At 68.9% G+C, this 20541-nt stretch carries 23 protein-coding genes; 13 read left to right on the forward strand and 10 right to left on the reverse strand.

Annotated features, from left to right (window positions below):
• Position 1: 1 nt before the first annotated feature.
• Entirely contained in the window at positions 2–853 is an 852-nt protein-coding gene (locus P0Y33_RS04030; protein ID WP_279529269.1) for a shikimate kinase, read from the reverse strand.
• 60 nt (positions 854–913) lie between these two features.
• Positions 914–1486 carry a GNAT family N-acetyltransferase gene (locus P0Y33_RS04035; RefSeq protein WP_279529270.1) on the reverse strand — a complete coding sequence of 191 codons (573 nt, stop codon included), beginning with the start codon at positions 1484–1486 and terminating at the stop codon, positions 914–916.
• 135 nt (positions 1487–1621) lie between these two features.
• Here P0Y33_RS04035 and P0Y33_RS04040 point away from each other — a divergent pair, with 135 nt between their 5' ends.
• The 4 genes from P0Y33_RS04040 (at position 1622) to P0Y33_RS04055 (ending at position 4004) form a co-directional block, all read left to right on the forward strand.
• The gene (locus P0Y33_RS04040) at positions 1622–2155 is read left to right on the forward strand and encodes a class I SAM-dependent methyltransferase (RefSeq protein WP_279530087.1); all 534 of its coding nucleotides are present in this window, start codon (positions 1622–1624) and stop codon (positions 2153–2155) included.
• A 24-nt stretch (positions 2156–2179) separates the two neighbouring features.
• The gene (locus tag P0Y33_RS04045) at positions 2180–2581 is read left to right on the forward strand and encodes a DUF3054 domain-containing protein (protein WP_279529271.1); all 402 of its coding nucleotides are present in this window, start codon (positions 2180–2182) and stop codon (positions 2579–2581) included.
• 158 nt (positions 2582–2739) lie between these two features.
• Positions 2740–2946, forward strand: a complete 207-nt coding sequence (locus P0Y33_RS04050; RefSeq protein ID WP_279529272.1) for a hypothetical protein — start codon at positions 2740–2742, stop codon at positions 2944–2946.
• Between the two features lie 59 nt (positions 2947–3005).
• The gene (locus P0Y33_RS04055; RefSeq protein ID WP_279529273.1) at positions 3006–4004 is read left to right on the forward strand and encodes an ornithine cyclodeaminase family protein; all 999 of its coding nucleotides are present in this window, start codon (positions 3006–3008) and stop codon (positions 4002–4004) included.
• A 140-nt stretch (positions 4005–4144) separates the two neighbouring features.
• Here the strand turns inward: P0Y33_RS04055 and P0Y33_RS04060 are convergent, their stop codons facing one another.
• The 4 genes from P0Y33_RS04060 to P0Y33_RS04075 all read right to left on the reverse strand — a co-directional run bounded on the left by P0Y33_RS04060 (position 4145) and on the right by P0Y33_RS04075 (position 7003).
• Positions 4145–5245 carry a presenilin family intramembrane aspartyl protease PSH gene (locus P0Y33_RS04060; RefSeq protein ID WP_279529274.1) on the reverse strand — a complete coding sequence of 367 codons (1101 nt, stop codon included), beginning with the start codon at positions 5243–5245 and terminating at the stop codon, positions 4145–4147.
• A 45-nt stretch (positions 5246–5290) separates the two neighbouring features.
• Positions 5291–5518, reverse strand: coding sequence for an H/ACA ribonucleoprotein complex subunit GAR1 (locus P0Y33_RS04065; RefSeq protein WP_279529275.1), 228 nt, complete (start codon positions 5516–5518; stop codon positions 5291–5293).
• Positions 5519–5521: 3 nt separating this feature from the next.
• Positions 5522–5803 (reverse strand): signal recognition particle subunit SRP19, encoded by a 282-nt coding sequence (gene srp19, locus P0Y33_RS04070; RefSeq protein ID WP_279529276.1) that lies wholly within the window; start codon positions 5801–5803, stop codon positions 5522–5524.
• Between the two features lie 66 nt (positions 5804–5869).
• Positions 5870–7003 (reverse strand): PGF-CTERM-anchored ABC transporter substrate-binding protein, encoded by a 1134-nt coding sequence (locus P0Y33_RS04075; RefSeq protein ID WP_279529277.1) that lies wholly within the window; start codon positions 7001–7003, stop codon positions 5870–5872.
• Positions 7004–7062: 59 nt separating this feature from the next.
• Here P0Y33_RS04075 and btuC point away from each other — a divergent pair, with 59 nt between their 5' ends.
• The 7 genes from btuC (at position 7063) to P0Y33_RS04110 (ending at position 14087) form a co-directional block, all read left to right on the forward strand.
• Positions 7063–8088, forward strand: a complete 1026-nt coding sequence (gene btuC, locus P0Y33_RS04080; protein WP_279529278.1) for a vitamin B12 ABC transporter permease BtuC — start codon at positions 7063–7065, stop codon at positions 8086–8088.
• The gene (locus tag P0Y33_RS04085) at positions 8085–9296 is read left to right on the forward strand and encodes an ATP-binding cassette domain-containing protein (protein ID WP_279529279.1); all 1212 of its coding nucleotides are present in this window, start codon (positions 8085–8087) and stop codon (positions 9294–9296) included. The genes btuC and P0Y33_RS04085 overlap by 4 nt, the downstream gene beginning before the upstream one ends.
• A 236-nt stretch (positions 9297–9532) precedes the next feature.
• Positions 9533–11659 carry a COG1361 family protein gene (locus tag P0Y33_RS04090; RefSeq protein WP_279529280.1) on the forward strand — a complete coding sequence of 709 codons (2127 nt, stop codon included), beginning with the start codon at positions 9533–9535 and terminating at the stop codon, positions 11657–11659.
• 25 nt (positions 11660–11684) lie between these two features.
• Positions 11685–12626: a lamin tail domain-containing protein gene (locus P0Y33_RS04095; protein ID WP_279529281.1), complete on the forward strand. Its 942-nt coding sequence runs from the start codon at positions 11685–11687 to the stop codon at positions 12624–12626.
• Between the two features lie 54 nt (positions 12627–12680).
• The gene (locus P0Y33_RS04100) at positions 12681–13058 is read left to right on the forward strand and encodes an FxLYD domain-containing protein (RefSeq protein ID WP_279529282.1); all 378 of its coding nucleotides are present in this window, start codon (positions 12681–12683) and stop codon (positions 13056–13058) included.
• Positions 13059–13126: 68 nt separating this feature from the next.
• A complete protein-coding gene (locus P0Y33_RS04105) occupies positions 13127–13321 on the forward strand; it encodes a cold-shock protein (protein ID WP_279529283.1) in 195 nt (64 codons plus the stop codon).
• A 94-nt stretch (positions 13322–13415) separates the two neighbouring features.
• Positions 13416–14087, forward strand: a complete 672-nt coding sequence (locus tag P0Y33_RS04110; protein ID WP_279529284.1) for a nitroreductase family protein — start codon at positions 13416–13418, stop codon at positions 14085–14087.
• A gap of 27 nt (positions 14088–14114) precedes the next feature.
• Here P0Y33_RS04110 and P0Y33_RS04115 read toward each other — a convergent pair whose 3' ends face one another.
• From P0Y33_RS04115 to P0Y33_RS04125, 3 genes are read right to left on the reverse strand one after another with little or no spacing between them, the layout of a single operon-like run.
• Positions 14115–16067, reverse strand: a complete 1953-nt coding sequence (locus P0Y33_RS04115) for a pentapeptide repeat-containing protein (protein WP_279529285.1) — start codon at positions 16065–16067, stop codon at positions 14115–14117.
• A 39-nt stretch (positions 16068–16106) separates the two neighbouring features.
• Positions 16107–16889 (reverse strand): sulfite exporter TauE/SafE family protein, encoded by a 783-nt coding sequence (locus tag P0Y33_RS04120; protein WP_279529286.1) that lies wholly within the window; start codon positions 16887–16889, stop codon positions 16107–16109.
• Between the two features lie 6 nt (positions 16890–16895).
• Positions 16896–18170 (reverse strand): NRAMP family divalent metal transporter, encoded by a 1275-nt coding sequence (locus P0Y33_RS04125; protein ID WP_279529287.1) that lies wholly within the window; start codon positions 18168–18170, stop codon positions 16896–16898.
• Between the two features lie 261 nt (positions 18171–18431).
• On the opposite strand from P0Y33_RS04125, the gene P0Y33_RS04130 reads away from it, so the two are divergent.
• A complete protein-coding gene (locus tag P0Y33_RS04130) occupies positions 18432–18872 on the forward strand; it encodes a pentapeptide repeat-containing protein (RefSeq protein WP_279529288.1) in 441 nt (146 codons plus the stop codon).
• Positions 18873–18930: 58 nt separating this feature from the next.
• Positions 18931–19560 carry a pentapeptide repeat-containing protein gene (locus tag P0Y33_RS04135; RefSeq protein ID WP_279529289.1) on the forward strand — a complete coding sequence of 210 codons (630 nt, stop codon included), beginning with the start codon at positions 18931–18933 and terminating at the stop codon, positions 19558–19560.
• Between the two features lie 3 nt (positions 19561–19563).
• Here P0Y33_RS04135 and P0Y33_RS04140 read toward each other — a convergent pair whose 3' ends face one another.
• Positions 19564–20520, reverse strand: coding sequence for an NHL repeat-containing protein (locus P0Y33_RS04140; protein WP_279529290.1), 957 nt, complete (start codon positions 20518–20520; stop codon positions 19564–19566).
• Between the last annotated feature and the right edge of the window lie 21 nt (positions 20521–20541).

The following is a 20541-nucleotide window of genomic DNA, read 5'->3' on the forward strand; positions in this document are numbered from 1 at the left end:
CTCACAGCGTTCGCGCCCCCTCGCTTCGCGTCGTCGTCAGGTGTGTCGTTCCGGTTCTCTCGTTCCATATGTCTCGTAGGTCCTCCAGTCTGGTACGTTCGCCGACTGCCACGTAACTCGGGCCGGTCCCGGAGAGCGAGGCGCCCTCTGCCAGCGGGAACGCCTCGACGGCGGGGTCGGTCGGGTGATCGAGCGCCGCGCAGAAGGCGAGGCCGTTGACGTTCATCGCCTCGGCGTACCGCCCGCCCAGGGCGAGTTCTTCGACGAGGCTCGCGACCGGAGCGACCTGCTCGCAGCGCGAGACGTCGGCGTCGGCGCTGTAGGCCTTCTCGTCCGGAGTGAACACGAGCACGTCCCAGTTCACCTCGTCGCGGACTAGCAGGGCGTCCTTCCGGTTGTCGGTGACGGTGAGGCCCCCGAGCATCGACGCGCTGGCGTCGTCGAACGCGCCCGTCGCGGTGACGCCCGTCTCGCGGGCGGCCCGGACGCCGAGTTTGGCGGCCTCCTCGCGGGTCACCTCGTTCTCGACGCCGAGCGCGTCGAGCGTCGCGAGCACCGTCGCGTTCGCGGCGGCGCTCGAACTCTTCAGGCCCGCGGCCATCGGAATCTCGCTCTCGGTGCGGACCGCCCCGCCCTGCCCGTCGCCGAACTCCTCGGCGACGAGTTCGACGCAACGCTCGATGAGCGCGGTGTCGGCGTCGGGGTCCTCCGCGACCTCGCCGGTCACGCCCGCCGAGTCGTCGAGCGTGACGCTGGCGGTGACCTCCATGTCGATGGCGAACGCGGACCCGCGGCCGGTCGCGAGCGCGTTGAGCACGGTTCCGGCGGCGGGTGCCGCTGCGCGGCCCTCCATACCTGTGAGTGCTGGAGGCCTCTACTTACGGGTGACGATAGTGGCAGAAGTGCTCTCGGGTCACGGGGGTTGCCCGGCGACCCGCTCCGGCGGTCCCTCCTCGCGCTTCTCGCGGACGAACGCCCGCTCCGCCTCGCTCAGACTCTCGCGGTCGAGGTAGCGTTCGAGTCCCTCGGCGTACCGGCCGTCGCGTTCCTCACACGGTCGCTCCAGTACCAGTTCGGCGATGCCCGTCTCCTCGCCGGTGAAGCCGAAACCGCCCTTGTGGAGCGCGTGGTAGGCGTAGGGGTTGTTGACGGCGATGCGGACGCGTTCGAACCCTCGTTCGTCGAGGAGGAAGTCGGCCGCGAACGCACAGAGGCGGGCGCCGAGACCCTCGCCCCGGTAGTCCGCCCGGACGGAGACGTACCGAAGCCACGCGGTCGCGTCGTCAGTGCGGTCGACGTTGAACGAGACGGCGGCGTACACGCCCTCCGTCTCCCCCTCGCGGGCGTCGGGGATGGACGGGTTCGCGTCGCAGGCGACGGCTTTCCCCGTCGCGGACATCACGAACTTCCCGGCGTAGCTGAAGCGTTCCCAGTCGAGGCGGAGCGTCGGCCCCTCGTCGGCGTCGCCGAGGACGCGGAACTCCATGGGCCGAAGTCGGCCTCCGGTTTCTTGTGCCCTCCGGACGCGGGTACGGACGTGCACGGCACCGAACCCGGAACCGGCGACGCGAGTGGCGACCGGGCGTTCTTCGACCGGTTCGCACCGCTGTACGACCGCGTGATGCCGCCCGCGAAGCGACGGGTCCTCGCGGCGGGTCTCGACCGGGCCGAACGCCCCGTCCGTCGAGTGCTCGACGTCGGCGGCGGGACCGGCCGCGCGGCCCGCGTGCTCGGCGACTTCGAACCGGTCGTGGTCGACCTCTCCCGCCCGATGCTCCGGGTGGCCCACGAGAAGGGTCTCCGGACCGTCCAGGGCGACGCCCGACGGCTCCCGGTCGCGGACGAGTCGGTCGACGCGGCGGTGTTCGTCGACGCGCTCCACCACGTCCCGGACGTCCCCGCCGCCCTCGCCGACGTCGCGCGAGTCCTCCGTCCCGGCGGCGTGCTCGTCGTCCGCGACTTCGACCCCACGACGCTCCGCGGGCGGGCGCTCGTCGCCGCCGAGCACCTGTTCGGGATGGGGTCGACCTTCTACGCACCCGACGACCTCGCGTCGCTTCTCGCCGACGCGGGACTCCGACCGACGGTCGTCGAGACGGGGTTCGGCTACACCGTCGCGGGCGTGAAACGCCGGTCGGAACCGCGGGAGCAATAGGCCCGGCCCGTCCACCACTCCCGTATGGACCTCTTCGACGTCGACGACCGGACCGCCCGCCTGTTCGTCCTCGGCGACGTGCTCGCCATCCTCGCGTTCGTCCTCGTGGGCGAACTCAGCCACGGCATCGACCCACTCGCCCGACCGCTCTACGTCGCCGAAACCGCCCTCCCCTTCGTCGTCGGGTGGGCGTTCGCCGGGAGCGCCCTCGGGGCGTACTCGGTGCGCGCCCGCGAGTCGCTCCGTGTCGGTCTCCCTCGCGCGTTCGTCGCCTGGCTCGCCGCCGACGCCGTCGCGCAGGCGCTCCGGGCACTCCCCTTCTTCCACGGCGACGCCGCTCTCACGTTCTACCTCGTTGCGGCTGCCTTCGGTGGGGCGCTCCTCCTCGGGTGGCGGGCGCTCGCGACGACCGTCCTCGCACGGTAATCTACACGGTCGTTCACGAATTTCTTCGTCGGATTTGATGTGTATGGGCTATCTAACGTACGTATAGCTCCACGTAACATCTCTATAAGTTATAGATATCTCATCCACCCATTATGGAAAAGAATTATATGGCTATCCCACATAGTATGTAATAGATTATGACGGATTATTACGACCACGTCCTCGGCCTGATCCCGCTCGCACTGTTCGGTGGCTCCGGCGCGCTCAGCGTCGCCGGTCTCGAACTGACGACGGCGGTCAGCGTCGCCGGCGCGCTCGCCGTCCTGCTCGTCGGACACGCGATGTTCGTCCACGGTCCCTTCGACTCCGTTGACTCGGCACCCGTCCCGGACGCCGCCGAGTAACGTCTCTTCGTCTACATCTCTCCTCAACCCTTTTCTCCCCGCCCGTCGAACGTGACGCTATGACCGAGGCCCTGTTCCTCTCTAGCGACGACGTTTCGGACCTGGCGGAGCCCGACGACTACGTCGAGGCCGTCCGCGAGGGATACCGACAGATCGGTGAGGGCGCCCCCGCCGAACCCCGGACGAAACTCGTCAACGACAGCCCGCCGGGGATGTTCACCACGTACGCCGCCGTCCTGCCCGACACGGGCGCGATGGGCGGTTACATGTACAGTGCCGGCTTCCGCGAGCGCGACGCCTGGTTCATGACGCCGCTGTTCGACGCCGACACGGGCGAACCGCTCGCACTCCTCGACGGCGCGAGCATGAACCCCTTCAAGACCGGCGCCGCGGGTGCGGTGGCCGTCGACGCGCTCGCCCGCGTGGACGCCTCGAATGTGGCCGTCATCGGCTCCGGTGCACAGGCCCGCGGGCAACTCCGTGCGACCGCGGCGGTCCGCGACCTCGACACCGTGTGGGTCTACTCGCCCACCAAGGAGCACCGCGAGGAGTTCGCCGGCGAGATGAACGGCTACCTCGACGCCTCCGTCGCGGCGGTCGCCTCCTCCGACGCCGCCATCGAAGAGGCCGACATCGTCATCACGGCGACGAACGCGACCGAACCGGTCTTCGACGGCGACCACCTCGAAGCCGGCACTCACGTCACCGCGATGGGCCAATACGACCCCGGCAAGCGCGAGGTCGACGCGACGACTATCCGACGCGCGAAGTACGTCCCGGACCTCCGTGCCCGTGCGACGAAGGACGCCGGCGCGTTCCTCCACGCGATGGAGGAGGGCGTCGTCGACGAGGACCACATCCACGCCGAACTCGGCGAAGTCGTCGCCGGGGAGGCGCCGGGCCGCGAGAGCGACGACGAGATCACCCTCTTCGATAGCGGCGGGACGGGCATCGAGACGGCGGCCGCCGCCTACATGCTCTACGAGCGTGCGAAAGAGGAGGGACGGGGCCAGCCCATCGACTTCTCGCCCGCCAGCGAGGCGCTGACCGGTCGCTGATCGGCCGCTGACCCGCGAACTTTTCTGCGAAGACGGGTCCAGACGGTCCCGATGTAGTGACGAACGACTCGCGAGCGCGGATTCGGTGAGCGGCGGCGAACGCCCGCGGGAGCAGAGACGAAGAGTGCCGCCCGAACGCCCTACACGTAGCCGCCTAGCCCGAGCGCCGTCACGAGCGAGTAGCCCGAGAGCAGCGCGCCGAGGAGGTAGCCACCGATGGCGCCGCCGTTGAGCAGCGGGAGTCCGGCGTGTGGCTCGCCCCTCAGCACCATCCGGAGGAGGGCCAACAGCCCGAGTTGCGTGCCGACGACCGAGAGCAGGACCGGAATCTCGACGCCGAACGCGGTGGGGGCGTCGAGGAAGAACGCCGCGCTCGCGGCCATGATGGTCGGCATGACGGCGTCGCCGAGACCGATGAAGATGGCGTCGCGGTCGAGGGCGCCGGGGCGCTCTTCGGATACCCCTTCGTCATCACCGGACTCGCCACCCTCTGACGACTCTGTGGACTCCGCAGCCTCGATGGTCGCTTCGACGTCGTCGGGGAGTTCGTCGAGGTCGACGTACTCTTCCAACTCCTCGACGCTCTCGATATCTTCGGGGTCGACGTCCTCGGGGAGGGCCGCGTCGAGTGCCTCCTTCGTCTCCTCGCGTTCCTCGACCTGTTCGAGGAAGGAGTAGCCGCGCGTCGTCGGCACGACGAACAACACGGGGACCTTCAGGTCCATCACGCCCTCCGCGAGCGTGAGCATGTGCTCGGTCCGGTAGACGCTGATGGCGTCGTAGACGGCGAGTACGGAGAGCAGGATGATGGCCGGGAGGACGCCGAAACTGATGCCGAACAGCGCGGCGGCGCCCATCCCCATTAGCACGCCCGCGGTGTCGATGACGTACCACTCGGGGTGGACGAGGAGCGCCACGACCACCACGCCGGCGCCCGCGAGCGCCGCGGGTGTCGGGACGAGCACGGAGAGAACGTACCACGAGATGAGTCCGCCAGTGCCGACGATGAAGTAGCGGAGGACGCGCTCGCGGCCGAGTTTGATGACCGCGAGCATCGCGGCCGTCATGACCAGCAGGACGCCGACGTAGAGGAGGCTGTTCGTCGGGTCCTGTGGGTTCTTCACGGTCTGGTAGCCCGCGGCCTCGAAGGGCCTGACGAGCGCGAGGGCGCCGACCTGCACGGCGAGGAAGAGCGCGACGGCGCCGCCCACCGCCGCGAAGAGGCGCTTTCGTTGGTCCATGCCCCGAAAGGGGAGTGGCGGACCCTTCGACGTTACGGGTCCGCCCTACCGGACGTAGAGTTCGTCGCCGAGGAGCATCGGCAGGTGCCGGTGCTCCTCGGGGGTGACCGCGAGGTACGGCCGCTCGACGGGGCCGAACACGTCGACGATGCGGCCGACCGTGTCCAGTTGCTCGTCGACGACCATCTCGCCGATGTCGGGATGGTCCTCGCCCGGGACGCGGAGGATCGCGAGTCCCTGGGCGGTCCGGACCACCGACCCTGCTTTTCGCACGGGTCAGTCCCGGAAGGCGACCACGTAGGCGCCGACCGCCTGCAGGAGGTCGCTCTTCCCGGCGTCTCCGGCGTCCTTGACGAGGACGCGACCGCGCTCGTCCCAGTTCTCCCGCGGGTAGGCGACGTCGCGTTCGATGACGGCGTCGTAGCCCACCTGTCGGACGGCCTCCGCGATCTCGTCGACCGTGGGGTCCTCGACTGCCAGATCGAGGGGGACGCGGCGCCCCTCGTTCCGGCTCAGGCCCGCGTCGAAGTAGGCGGGCCAGATGACGTTCTCGACCATACCCGAGATAACCGACCCCGCGGTTAAACGCTGTCGGAGACGCGAAAAGAAGCGGTGGCGAGAGATCTACTGCCGGCGCGCGAGGAAGACTGCGCCGAGGAGTCCGACGACCGCCGCGGTGACGCCGAATCCGGGCGACGTTCCGTTCGTCGTCTCGGACGTGGGCTGTTCAGTCGTCTCGGTCGCCGTGGTCGTCGCGTTCGCCTGCTTCCACGCCTCGGGGTGGAAGTGCTTGGCCATCGTCACGATGGGGTAGACGACGCGCGGACCGGCCTGGCTCATGTAGTTGCGGTTCACCGTGAAGACCTGGCCGTTCTGGACCGCGTAGGTGGAGTTGAAGGCCTGGTTCTTCGGGTAGTCGCCGAACTTCCCGTTCTCGACGATCCAGTGGGGGTTCTGCTCGATGACGACCTCGTCGCTGATCTTGAAGTACGGCTTGTTGCTGACGTCGTCGGCGATGTTGTCGCCACCGGCGGTCTCGATGGCGTGGTCGATGAAGGTGTTCTGTCCGGCGGTCCACCCGGCACCGAGGCTGAAGAAGACGCTCGGTGCCTCCTTCCCCTCGACGGCCTCGCGCACCGTCGAGATGCGGTCTTTCATCCACGAGACCGTCTCCTCGGCACCGTCACAGGCGCCGACGAGTTGGCCGGTGAGCAGCGTCTTCGCGTAGATGTCGTCGAGGCTCTCGGCCTCCTCGAACTTGTAGACGGTCAGGCCGGCGTCGCGCAGTTTGTCGACCGTGTCGTTCGAGATGACGTTCGGCGCGAGCACGAGGTCCGGCGAGGTGTTCACGACCTTCTCGTTGTCGACCCACTCCTGTGACCCCGCGGCCGCGACGTTCGTCTTGTTCTCGATACCCTCCAGGTACGTCGAGTACTGGTTGACCGGCGCGCCGACGACCTTCTCCTCCGCGCCGATCTCCCACATCGTCTGGGCCGCGCTCGGCGCGAGCACCGTCACGCGCTGCGGTTCGTCGGTCACCGTCACTTCCGTCCCCGTCGCGTCCGTCGCGGAGAACGGGAAGGAACACTCCACCTGTGTCTGTGTGGCGGTCGCGTCCGTCGCGGAGAACGGGAAGGAACACTCCACCTGTGTCTGTGTGGCGGTCGCGTCCGTCGCCACCCCCGCACTCACGCCCGCCGGCAGGGCCGCGAGTGCGAGACTGACCACGAGAAACGCCGCGAGTAGTCGCTGTCGCATCGTCTCCCCGTTCGACGTTATTCAATAAGTATTTGGCTAAAGCAAACACAGTTGCGTACGTGTTCAGACCGGGTGTGCGAATCGGCGGGTGGGTCCTCGCGTTGAGCGCGCTCCTCGTGGCGGTGGTGCTCGTCAGCGCGACCATCGGCCCGGTTCAACTCGGCGTCGGGACGGTCGCGGCGGTCGTCTGGAACGCCCTCCCGTGGGTCGAGGTCGACGTCCCCCGGACCGCCCGGATCATCGTCATGCAGTTGCGACTGCCGCGCATCACGCTCGGCGCCGTCGTCGGCTTCGGCCTCGCGGCCGCCGGCACGGTCATGCAGGGGTTCTTCCGCAACCCGATGGCCGACCCCTCGATTATCGGCGTGTCCTCGGGCGCGGCCGTGGGTGCCGTCGCCGTCATCGTCGCCCCGTTCGCGATTCCGGGGCCGCTCTCGCTCGGTATCCAGACCGCGGCGTTCTGTGGCGCGCTCGTCGCCGCGGCCGCGGTCTACCTCATCGCGACGAAGAACGGCCGGACGCCCGTCGCGACGCTCCTGCTCGCGGGCGTGGCCGTCCAGACGTTCCTCGGCGCGGTCATCTCGTTCATGCTCGTCCACAGCGGCCGGGCGCTCCGCGAGGCCATCTACTGGCTGATGGGGAGCCTCCACGCCGCCGACTGGTCGCAGGCTGCCGTCTCGGGCGCCATCTCGCTGCTCTGTTTCCTGTTCCTCGCGGCCTACGCCCGCGACCTGAACGTCCTCCTGCTCGGCGAGGAGGACGCCCACTCGCTCGGCGTCTCCGTCGAACGGACGAAGGTCCTCCTGCTGGCGCTGGCGAGTCTGATGACCGCCGCCGCTGTCGCCGTCGCGGGCGTCATCGGCTTCGTCGGACTGGTCGTCCCGCACGTGATGCGCCTGCTCGTCGGTCCCGACCACCGGATTCTCCTGCCGACGAGCGCGCTCGCGGGTGCGTCGTTCCTCGTGGTCGCGGACACCATCGCCCGTTCGGGCGCGGCCCAACTCCCGGTCGGAATCGTCACCGCGTTCGTCGGCGCGCCGTTCTTCCTCTACCTGCTGCGCAAACGGGAGGTGCACGAACTGTGACCCACATCGACCTCGACGACGTCCACGTCTCGCTCGGCGACCTCCACGTCCTCCGTGGCGTCGACGCCAGCGTCGGCGAGGGGAACCTGGTGGGACTCCTCGGGCCGAACGGCGCGGGGAAGACCACGCTCCTGCGCACCATCGCAGGCATCCTCGACCCCACGTCGGGGTCGGTCCACCTCGGCGGGACGGACGTCCACTCTCTCGGGTCGCGGGAACTGAGCCGTCGCCTCGCCACTGTGCCACAGGAGACCGCCATCTCCTTCGACTTCACCGTCCGCGACGTGGTCGCGATGGGCCGCCACCCCCACCGCCCGCGCTTCGGCGCGGACGAGGACGGACCCGAGGCCGTCGAGCACGCCCTCGAACGCACCGAACTCGTGGACCTCGCCGACCGCCCCATCACCGAGGTCAGCGGCGGCGAGCGCAAACGCGTCCTCGTCGCCCGCGCACTCGCCCAGGACGCCCGGACGCTCCTCCTCGACGAACCCACCGCAGGTCTCGACGTGAACCACCAGATCCGCACCCTCGACCTCGTCCGCGACCTCGTCGACGAGGGCCGCACCGCCCTCGCGGCCATCCACGACCTCGACCTCGCGGCGCGCTACTGCGACGAACTCCTCGTCCTCTCCGAGGGGCACGTCCTCGCCGCCGGCCCGCCCGAGGCAGTCCTCTCCGAGTCGACCGTGAGCGAGGCCTTCGACGCCCGCAACGCCGTCGCGCCGAACCCCGTCACCGGGACGCCGACGGTCACGCCCCTCTCCGACCCGGAGACGGCCGCCGACCCCCGGCGCGTCCACCTCCTCGGCGGCCGCGGCGAGGGCGTCGCCGCACTCGCGTCGCTCGTCGACGCCGGCCACGAGGTGTCGGTCGGCCCGGTCCCGGAGGGGAGTCGCGAGGCGCTCGCGGCCGACCGCCGCGACTGCGAGACCCTGGAAGTGCCGCCATTCGCTCGCCCCGGTAGGGCAGAACTCGCTCGTGCCCGCGAGGCCGTGGACGCCGCCGACGTCGTCGCGGTCCACGAGGACGCTGTCGACCTCGGCCCGAACCCCGACCTGCTCCGGAGCGCCGACCGGGCGTTCGTCTTCGCGGACGCCGAGGCGCTGCTCGCGGCCGTCTCGGGCGAAGAGACGAGCGCGAACGTCGACGGTGCCGTCCGCCGGTTCGACGACTCGGCGGCCGTCGTCTCGGCGAACTCCGACGACTGACACCGTCGCGCCGCCGGCATCTCGCCGACGGCCATATCTCCGTTATCGGCGCCATATCTCGACAACGTCGCCCATTTCTCAGTTATCGGCGCTATATCTCGGCAACGTCGTCCATATCTCGACAACGCGCTCGATAACTCAGCTATCGACGCCACATCTCGAAAACGCCGAGCACCGGTACCGCAGTGCTCGCCGCTCCCCCGACGTCTTTGGTGCCGGCGGCCGGAGGGGGAGGTATGCGCTCTGTCGCGTCTCTGTTCGTCATCTCGTTGCTCCTCGTCTCGGCCGTCGGGCCGGTCGCGGGCGTCGCCGCACCGGACGGGTCCGTCCCCTCCGCCAGCGCCGCGACCGGGACCGCACCGGCCGAGCACCAACAGAGTTCGACCGCCGCGACGGCGGCAGTCGACACGACCGCGCAGTCGGACATCGTCCGGGACGTCACCCTCCACCTGACGCCCGACGACTCCGGTCACGTCCGCGCGGTCGTCACCTACCGACTCCCCGATTCGATGACGGCCCTCCGCGTCTACCCGAGCGACCTCCCCGAACTCCAGTCGGCCGACGGCTTCTCCCGCGAGAGCGGCCACTACGCGTGGGACGGTACGACCGAGTCGCCGCGACTCGTCTTCCGCGTCCCGGTCAACCGCTCGCTGGAGACGTCCCGGTCCATCGACGGGGCGCGTGACACGCCCGCCAATTCGGCGGCAGCAGGGACGGTGGCGACGGCGACGGCGGCGACGGCGAGGACGACGGCGGCCCGGTCGGGTTTCTCCTTCGTCGACACGGGGTCGTGGGCCATCGTGCCCGTCCCGCAGTTCCGGACGGAGTGGGAGTGGCGCGGGAGCGGCACCGTCCGCCTCGACCGCCGAGCGAGCGTCGCGGGGTCGGGCGCGACCGGCGGCGAGATGGCCTACCTCGGCGAGTACACCGAGTACACGGCCAGCGGGAACGGCCAGCACTTCCGCCTCGTCGTCCCGACGCCCGCGTCGATGCGCGAGTCGCCCGACGCCGTCCTCCGGGCGCTCGTGAACGCCTCGGCGATGCTCCGCGTGGGCGCCCGCGACGAGACGGTCTTCTTCGTCGCTGCGCCGACGTCCGTCCAGTGGGGACCGGCCGGTCTGGAGTACGGCGGGAGCGACGCCTGGGTGAGCGCCGATAGCCCTCTCGCCAGCGCCTCGAACGTCTGGTTCCACGAGTACGTCCACACCCGGCAGGCCTACCGGACGACCACGCAGACGAAGTGGACCACCGAGGCCATCGCCGAGTACTACTCCGCGTTCCTGACGCTCCGACAGGACCGCATCGGCTTCGACGCGTTCCGCGACCTGCTCGCACGCGGGTCGCACTCGCCGTACGCCGGTGACGTCCTCGTCGACCCGAGCACGTGGGACGCGGGCACGCCCTACTACAAGGGCGGACTCGTCTTCGGCGGGATCGACCGGCGGACCCGCCTGGCGACCGGGAGTCGCCACACCGCGATGGACGTCTTCGCGCAGTTGAACCGCGACACCGACCGCGTGACCGCCGACGAGTTCTACACCGCCGTCGGGGACGTCGCCGGTCCCGAGGTCCGCGAGTTCGCCGTCCGCTACACCCAGCAACCCGAAGCGCCCCGGATGTGGTCGTACGCCGAACACCGCGAGGCGTTCGGCGAGACGCCCCCGCGTATCGAGTACGGGGACGCCACCTACCGCGTCACCGGCGACTACCGCAACGCGACCGTCGACACCGTTCCCACGCTCGTCGTCGGCGAGACGCTCCGGGTCACCGTCCCCGTCAAGAACACCGGCGGGACGACCGGCGAGTACGAGGTGACGCTCGGTCGTAACGAGAGCGTCGTCGCGCAGACGGGGGGGACCCTCGCCCCGAGCGAACGGAAGACGGTCACGCTGACCCACACGTTCGCGCAGACCGGCGAGTACACCCTCTGGTTCGGCGCCGAGCGCCACGCCGTCGCCGTGAAGTCGCCGCTCCCTGCCAACGTTACGGGCCTCTCCGCCAACCGGACGACCGTCGAACCCGGCGGCGCCGTCGAGGTCGTCGCGACCGTCGCGAACCCCGGTGACCGCCCGGCCAGCGGGACGTTCGCCGTCCGCGTCGACGGCGAGGTTCGAGCGGAGTGGACCACGAAACTCGCGGCCAACGAGACCGCGACCCACCGGACGACCCTCGTCTTCGAGGTCCCCGGCGAGCACGTGGTGCGGGTCGGCAACCGGACCGTGACGGTCACCGTCGAAGGCGGCGGCGCCGTCCCCACGGAGACGCCGCTCCCGGTCCCCGGCTTCGGCGTGCCGGCCGTGCTCGGTGCCTTCGTCGCCGTCCTCGCCGTCCTCCTCGCCCGCGTGGGTGGCCGGCGGACCTAAACGAGACCCCCGTGAACTGGTGGCCGTGACTCGAACGCTCCACGCGGTCCCCGCGGTGGCGCTGGCGCTCCTCCTCGTCGTCGCCGGCTGTGCGGGACCGGTACCGTCCCCGGAGACGTCGACGACGCCCACCGGACAGCCGACGTCGACGGCCCCCACGACGCTCCCGGCGGGTGAGGGGACCGTCGTCACCGTCGTCGACGTAGCCGACGGCGACACGGTCGACATCCGCTACCGGAACGGGACACGCGATACCGTCCGACTGCTCGGTGTCGACACACCCGAGGTGTGGACGAAGAACGACCCGACCGAGTTCCGCGGCGTCCCCGACACGGAGGCGGGCCGACAGTGTCTCCGCGAGTGGGGCCGTGCCGCGAGCGACTACACGAAGTCGCGACTCGCGGGCGAGCAGGTCCGCATCGTCGTCGGCGGCGACGTGCGCGGTTCCTACGGTCGGCTCTTAGCGCACGTCTACGTGAACGGCACCAACCACAACCTCCGTCTCGTCGAGCAGGGGTACGCCCGGGTCTACCGCAGCGAGTTCGCCCTCCTCGACCGGTTCCTCGCGGCCCAGGAGCGCGCCCGGAACGCCACCCGCGGGCTCTGGCAGTGCGCCACGCCGGTTCCCGACGAGGCGGGTCTCGTCGTCGAGACGGTCCACGCGGACGCCGCAGGGTCCGAGTCGGAGAACCTGAACGACGAGTACGTCGTCTTCCGGAACGCGGGCAACGAGACGCTCGAACTCGGCGGGTGGACGGTCGCGGACGCGGCGGGCCACCGCTACCGCTTCCCCGCGGGGACCACCCTCGCGCCCGACGCCCGGTTGACGCTCCACACCGGGAGCGGGACGAACACCGAGACGGACGTCTACTGGGGTGCCGGCGACCCGGTGTGGAACAACGCCGGCGACACCGTCACGGTGTACAACGCGAGCGGGACGTCGGTCCTCCACTACGAGTACGACTGACGCGACGTGGACACAATTTTTAACCGGTAACGGTTCGAAAGTTTCTCCGAACCGATGGACCGCCGGGGCTTCCTCCGCGCGACCGGGGCGACGCTCGCCGCCACCACCGCGAGCGCCGCCGCCGGGTGTCAGGGGGTCCGGCCCGAACCCGACCTCGACTGGTCCTACGACTACGGCGCGGTCGAGAAAGACGACGTCGGCGTCGTGCGACTCGTCGGGACGGCGACGAACAGCGGCGAGGTCGCGCTCCCCGCCGCCGAACTCGTCGCCCACCTCCTCGACGACCAGGGCGAGGTCCTCTCCCAGCGCGTCGCCGAGTTCGAGCACCTCGCCCGTGGCGAAGAGGCCCCTTTCGACCTCGACTTCCGACTCCCGCTCGACCGGTTCCGCCGCGTCGACGGCGCGGTACTCTCGCCGCGCTTCCCGGGCTGAACGGGCCGCCGCGTGTGGTGGCACGCAACACGAACTTATTTATAGTGTGGAACAGACAATCGTGTACGATGGCAAAAGGTACGGTTGCCTTCTTCAACGACGAGAAGGGCTACGGTTTCATCGAGACTGAGGCTGCGGACGACGACGTGTTCTTCCACATGGAGGACGTTGGCGGTCCCGACCTCGAGGAGGGACAGGAGGTCGAATTCGAGATTACGGAGTCGGAGAAGGGTCCACGGGCCGAGAACCTCACGCGCCTGTAGACGCGGCCGATTCGCGCCGTTCGGTACCACGCTCCAACCGGCGAGTTCCACATTTTCCGCGCATCGCTTACGTACCACCCCCGTAGTTACGGGTATGAGCCAGCAACTAGAGGTCGACGTCGACGAGTCCGGCGTCGCACACGACGAGACGTTCCCGGAGGCCATCGAGGCGCTCCGCACCCGTCGCTCGGGTCACAACTTCGACCCCGACGAAGACATCGACGACGAGACGCTGGAAGCGCTGATCGAGGACGCGACGTACGCGCCCTCCTCGTACAACCTCCAGCCGTGGGAGTTCGTCGCCGTCCAGGACGACGAGAACCTCGACGAGGTCGTCGACCTCGCCTACGGGCAGGAACACGTTCGGGAGGCCGGGACGGCCATCTTCGTCGTCGGCCACACCGAACCCGAGACGGCCGACCGCGTCTTCGAGGAGTGGGTCGAGGCCGGCCGCTTCGACGAGGAGACCGCAGAGCAGGTCAAAGAACAGACGGTTGCCGGCTACGAGAGCGAACGGGCCGGGCGCGACTACGCCATCCGTAACGCGAGTCTCGCCGCCGAGAACCTCCTCCTCTCCGCGCACGCCCGCGGCCTGACGGCGACCCCCATGAGCGGGTTCGACTTCGAGGGTGTCTCCGAGTTCCTCGGCCTGCCCGACGACAAGATTCCGGTCGTCCTCATCGCAGTCGGTCCGAGCGGCGGCGAGGAACCCGAACGACTCCCCCGCCGCGACGTCGACGACGTCCTCCACCGCGAGGAGTACTAGAGCGACCCGCCGACCCTCGATTTCTCTTCAGAGCTCCGAACGCTTGACCAGCGCGTAGAGCACGAGTCCGCCGAGCACGACGCTCAGGTACACCTCTACGGCGGCCGTCAGTCGAGCGAGCGCGCCTACCGGCCCGATTCCCCCGTAGCCGATAGTGAGGAACGTGATGTAGCTGAAGTAGACGTTCTCGTAGAGGAGGCGTGCGCCCTCGGGCGTGAGCACCGCGCCGAGCCCCTGGAGTTGGCCCGCGCTCGTTCGGAACGCGTCGCCGCCAAAGGCGTAGAGGAGGCCAGGGAACAGCGGGAAGAGCAAGAACACGGTGAGGATACGACCGAGGCGCATCCCGTAGCCACAGGAGACGTCGAGGAAGGCGTTCTCGACGGCCCGACTCACGCTCCCGACGCGGGTCGGCCAGTCGACGACGGCGTCGCGGGCGATGACCAGGTGTTTGCGCCGGGCGGCGCGCTGGCGTTTCACGCGGAACTCGCCGGCGGCCTTGACGTAACCGCCGCTCGACGCCGCCTTCTTCGCCTTCAGGTACGTCGTCTCGACGTTCGCGGGCGTCGCCGGGAGCGCGAACTCGTAGTCGCCGGCCGGTTCGTCGAAGTCGTGGACGTTCCAGCGATTGCGGTCGAGGTAGTACGTGTGCGCCGAGAAGTCGAACTCGTAGCCGTCGAACTCGTCGAACTCCGTGTTCAGGAAGCGAAAGTAGTCGAGGAGTTCCAGTTCGTCCTGGCGGTCCGCCGAGGAGAGGTCGACCGCCCCGAGACTCGCGCGCGTCAGGTCGTAGCGCACCCAGGCGTCGGTCGGTTGGTGGATCTCGCCGTGCTTCAGACTCGCGTCGGTGAAGTTCACGCAGACGTCCGCGTCGAGCGGTTCGGCGGCGAACCGGAACTCGTCGGTGAACGCGGCCCCCTCGAAGTCGACGACGCCGCCGAACTGCGTCCCGTCGAAGGTGGCAGTCGCGAGCGTCGACTCGGCGAAATCGACGTCGGTGGCGAAGACCACGTCGTCGAACGTCGCGTCACCCGAGAAGCGCGTCGCGTTGAACCGGCCGACCTCGTCGACGGTCGCCCCGGTGAAGTCGGCGTCCCGGAACGCCGCGTCGTCGAACGTGGCCTCGCGGAAGGAGACGTTCGAGAAGTCGGCGTCGTCGCGGAGACTCCGCATACCACCCTCGAAGACGGCGCCGCGGAAGACGGCCGCCCGCTCGAAGGTGGTCCCCGAGAAGGCGGCGTCGCCGCCGAAACGCGCCTCGTCGAAGTCCGCCTCGTCGTGGAACGTGGTGTCCTCGAAGACGGCCGTCCCCTCGAAGTCGGCCGCCTCGAACCCGCCGACGCCGCGGAAGGTCGCGCCGTCGAACGTCGTCGCACCGAACGTGGCGCGCCGGAAGGTCACGTCCGCCTCGAACGTGACGCCCGAGAAGTCCGCGTTGTCGCCGAGGTCGTTCGAGGTCCCGCTGAAGCGCGCGGCGCGGAAGTCCACGCTCCCGGCGAACGACGCGCCGACGAATCGGGTGTCGTCGCCGAACGTCACCTCCGTCGCACTCGTCGCTCCCTGGAACCGGACGTCGACGAACGAGGCGTCTCGGTCGAAGCGCGTCTCGTCGAGACACACGTCGCCCTCGACGGTCGACCCGTCGAAGACGGCGTCGTACTCGAAGCGGGCGTCCTCGAAGGTGACGTCGCCGAACGCACACGCCTCGAAATGGACGGGGAACTCGACGTCCGCGTGGTCGGCCCGGAACGACTCGAACGTACAGTTCCGGAACACGAGGGGGTACTCGTTGGCACCAGTGAGGTCGGCGTAGGCGAAGTCGAGGTCGGGGAACGAACAGCCCTCGAGCACCTTCTGTGTCCGGTCGCCGTGTTCGACGACCGTCTGGAGCGCCTCTTGGACCGTCTCGGGGTCGACGTCGGCCCGCTCGTCGGGTGGGCGGGTCAGGAGGGCACGCTGCTCGGCGACGGAGGGCTGGCTCATGGTGTCTCTGTGAGGCCTCGGCGCAAAAAGATTGGCCGGCTACCTGAGCGCGATGTACGGCCCGAGGACGAGCAACAGCACCGCGAGGACGCGCGTGAGCCGCTCCGCGTCGACGGACTGGGCGACCTTCCACCCGACGACGACGCCGACAAGTTCGGGGACGCCGATGGCGACCGCGAGCGGCCAGGAGACGGCGTCGCGGGCGACGTACCCCACCGTGGCGAACGCCGCGACGAAGATGGACTGTACCTGGGCGACGCCGACGGCGACGAGCATCGGGACGCCGACGGCCACCAGGAGTGGGACGGCGAGGACCGGGCCCCCGACGCCGAGGAGACCGCCGGAGACGCCGACGAAGCTCCCGATGGCCGCGACGCCGAGCGTGCCGCGGGTCGTGGTCGCGTCGTAGCCGCCCTCCGCGCCGGTCGACCCGTAGCGCGTCCGGTAGAAGACGAGGACGCCGGTCAGCGAGACGAACACACCCAGCAGGAGGGCGAACGTCGACTCGTCGACGAGCGCGTTCAGGCGAACGCCGACGAGCGCGCCGAGGAGTCCGGTGACGCTCAGGACGACGGCCATCCGCTTCCCGCCGTGGGCGCCGAGTTCGCCGGAGCGGCGGTAACTCTCGGCTCCGACGAGTCCCGTCGCGACGAACGTCGCGCTGGCCGTCCCGACGACGACTGCCGGCGGCAAGTCAGTGAGCGCGACGAGTGCGATGGTGACGAAGATGCCGCCGGGACCGACCGCGGTGATGCCGACGCCGGCAAACAGCGAGAGGACGACCAGGAGCGCGAGTGTCGTGGTGGGAATCCCAGCGACCATCGCGTGCTAGAAACCACCCGTGAGGATGGCGTCGAAGACGAACTGGCCGGCACTCCACGCCGAGTAGATGGCCAGCAGGATGAGCGCGCTGTTCACGAGGTTCAGTTTCCACCCGTTCGTGTACTCGCCCATGACCTCGTCGTCGTTGACCGCCCAGAACAGCAGGAGGGCGGTGATGGGGAGGCCGACGACGCCGTTGTACGCCGGGAAGAGGATGATCATGTCGATGACGCTCAAGCCGAGGTACTGGTGGACGAGCGGCGAGAGGCTACCGAGCGCGACGCCGCCGACGTAGACGGCCTTGAACACGCGGCTACTGTCGGCGACGTCGCCGCCGAGCGCCTCGGGAATCATGTAGGCGGGCGCCCACATGATTGGGACGATGCTGTTGAACGCGGCCGCGAGCGTCCCGACGAGGAAGACGACCATCGCCCACTCGCCGAGGATGGAGGCGAGGGCCTTCCCGGGCGTGATGAACGTCTGGAGTTGCTCGTAGCCCGCGGGACGCAGGACCGCGGCCGCGGCGACGACGATGGCGATGGTCGTGACTCCGCCGACCGCGTAACCGATGGCGAGGTCGCGACGCATCGTCGGTACGTCCGAGCGGTCGGTCCACCCCTTCTTCTCGACGAGTTGGGACTCGAGGAAGAAGTTGGGCCAGAGCGCCGTCGTCCCGAGGATACTCACGGCGAGGGCCATCGACCCGGGGGACAGTCCCGTCGGGACGAACCCAGTGGCCATCGCGGTGAGGTCGGGACTGCTCGCTCCCGCGACGAGGAGGTAGGCGAGCAGGAGTCCGAACATCATCGCGACCATGATCTTCTCGACGGCGTCGTAGCCGAGGACACCGACGACGATGGCGGCGAGGCCGGTCAGGTAGGCGAATGGCTCCCACCCGATCGCCTGGAGGTCGAGGAGGACGACGATGCCCTTCCCGACGGCCGCAGTCAGTTCGAGTGTCCAGGCGACACAGCCGATAGAGAGGAGTACCATGACGGCCGTCGCGAGTTTCGACCCGAGTTTCTCCTGGGCGAACGCCGCGAGCGACTCTCCGTGGATGCCGAGTCGGGCGCTCATGTCCTGGGCCACGAACCCGAGGAGCACCGCGCCGACGACGGCCCACAGCAGCGTGTAGCCGTACCTGACGCCGGCGGAACTCGCGATGAACACTGACCCCGACCCGAAGTAACTCGCCACCATCACGAGCGCGAGTCCGTACTTCTGGAAGAACTCCGAGATTGAGGGAATCGATGCACTGTCGGTGAGGTCTACCGTACTCATAGTTCGTTGATAGGTGCGGCAAACACTCTGCGAGACACTGCAACGGCGGCTAGCTTTCGACCCAATACTGAAACGAACAATCGACTCGTCTCAGATTCGTCTCACTTTCAAGTGCGCTTCTACGTCAAAAGACGTTGTGGCCGATGGCGGCGTATACTGCTGTATTCGGCCGTCACTTCCAATACGGTCGTCGTCGGGCGGTCGGTGGAACTATCGTGTACGTAGAAACTTTTCAGCGTGACTCCCGTCCGTTCCGACACGATGAGTCAGGACTACACCGGAGAAGACCTCTCCGACGAGGACCACTCGAACGAGGACTTCAGGGGGTGTGACTTCTCGGACGCAGACCTCTCCGACGCGGTTCTCCAGGGTGCGACGCTCGCGGAGGCGGACCTCTCCAGCGTCGACATGTCCGGTGCCGACCTCGCCGGGGCCGACGTGACGGGGGCGGACCTCTCCAGCGCTGACCTCTCGGACGCCGACCTCTCGAACGTCGACTTCTCGGGTGCGAGCATCGACTCGGCCGACCTCTCCGGGTCGTCGCTCGACGGCGCGACCCTCTCGGGGGTGGACATCCAGCGGAGCGACCTCTCGGGTGCGACGTTCGACGGGGCGGAACTCGACGGCGTCGACATCCAGTCGTCGGACTACGACCGGGAGGCGGTCGAAGAGCAGGCGGCGACCGTCGACCTCGAAGGCTGAGTCACTCTGACCACGGTGCGCTCGGGTCTTTTTCCCCTCGAACGACGAAGGGACGTGCATGTCCGAGAACGAGCTCATCGCGGCATCGAAGTCGGGGGCGGACATGTCGAACGCCGACCTGAGTGGGCGCACCTTCGACGAGGTGAACTTCTCGCGAGCGAACCTCGTGACGGTCGACATGTCCGAAGTAGCACTGGGTGAGGCGGACTTCTCGCAGGCGAACCTCGTCGGCGCCGACCTCTCTGACGTCCGGTCGGGGGGCGGCGCGGCCGTCGACCTCGGCGAGAGCGGCGCGGGCGGGGAGACCAAGTACGCCGACTTCTCCAGTGCGCACCTCCTCTCCGCGGACATCTCCGAGGCGGAGTTCGAGGCGGTCGACTTCGTCACCGCCAACCTCGTCGAAGTCGACCTCTCGGACGCGACCTTCGAGACCATCACCTTCTCGGGCGCGAACCTCGCGGGCGCGGACGTCTCCAGCGCCTCGCTCTCGGGTGCGGACTTCTCCGACGCCAACCTCCGGTTGGCCGACCTCTCGGACGCGGACCTCTCGGACGCCGACTTCACGGGCGCGACGCTCCGCGGGGCGGAACTCGGCGGGGCGACCCTCGACGGCGCGACGTTCGAGTCGACCGTCCTCGACGGGGCGAACCTCCCCCCGGGCTTCGAACCCGAACGGAAAGAAGAGTGAGCCTCAGTTCTCCTTCTGGATGACGACGCCGCTCGCGCCGACCGCGACGTCGAACGCGCCGACCGCGACGCCGTTGAGCGTCTCCCCGGTGGGTGTCTCCTCTTCGGTGAGTTCGCCGCTCTCCTCGAGGTCGAAGACCCGGCCACCGCCGGCGACGCCGAGCGTCTCCGTCTGGTCGCAGTCGACGTCGTTGATGCTACTGCTGCCGTGGTCGTCGACCCGCCACTGGACGCCGTCGTAGTGACAGACCTTCCCGTCGCCGCTCACCCAGACGTCTTCGACCTCGGTCTCGACGACTTCGGGTTCCGACTCGACGTCGGTGGCGTCTTCGCCCTCTTCGTCTTCTTCCTGTCGTTCGGGACGCGTCTCGCCAGGTTGGCGACAGACGGTGCTGTAGAGGGTAACGTCGGTCCCGACGAGTGAGGCGTCCCACTTCTCGCCGTCCTCGGTCGCGTAGACGGCCCCGTCGTCGTCGGCGGCGAACCCTCGGCGCTCGCCACAGAAGTCGATGCCCGTCAACTCCGCGCCGGTCCCTGGCCGGACGTGGCGCCACGTCCCTTCCTCGCCGTTCGCGAGGCTGTAGTGGACGTACCCCGACGCGTCCACCACGTAGACGTTGGCCGCGCCGCCGTGACCGGTCACCGCGACGTCGTTGTGCGCGTTCCGGAAGTCACCGACCTGGTGTTCGTGCAGTTCGTCGGCCACGACGTCGTACTCGCCGACGGTCCCACTCGACCCGACGAACCAGACTCGTTCGCCGTCCGCGGTGACGTCGACGCCGTAGAGGGAGTTCCCCTCGTTTCGCGGTCCCTCCTCGACGATCGGTTCCCACCCGTCGCCCTCGTAGGCGAGGACGAGTCCGTCACTCCCGGTTGCGTACGCTTCCCCTCCGTCGACGACTACGTCGTAGAGACTACTCGCCGTCGGCGTCTCTACGAGTGTCCACTCCTGCTCAGACATACACTATTTATACGAACTCTG

This window comes from Halospeciosus flavus (genome assembly GCF_029814175.1).
Taxonomy (GTDB): Archaea; Halobacteriota; Halobacteria; order Halobacteriales; family Halobacteriaceae; genus Halospeciosus; species Halospeciosus flavus.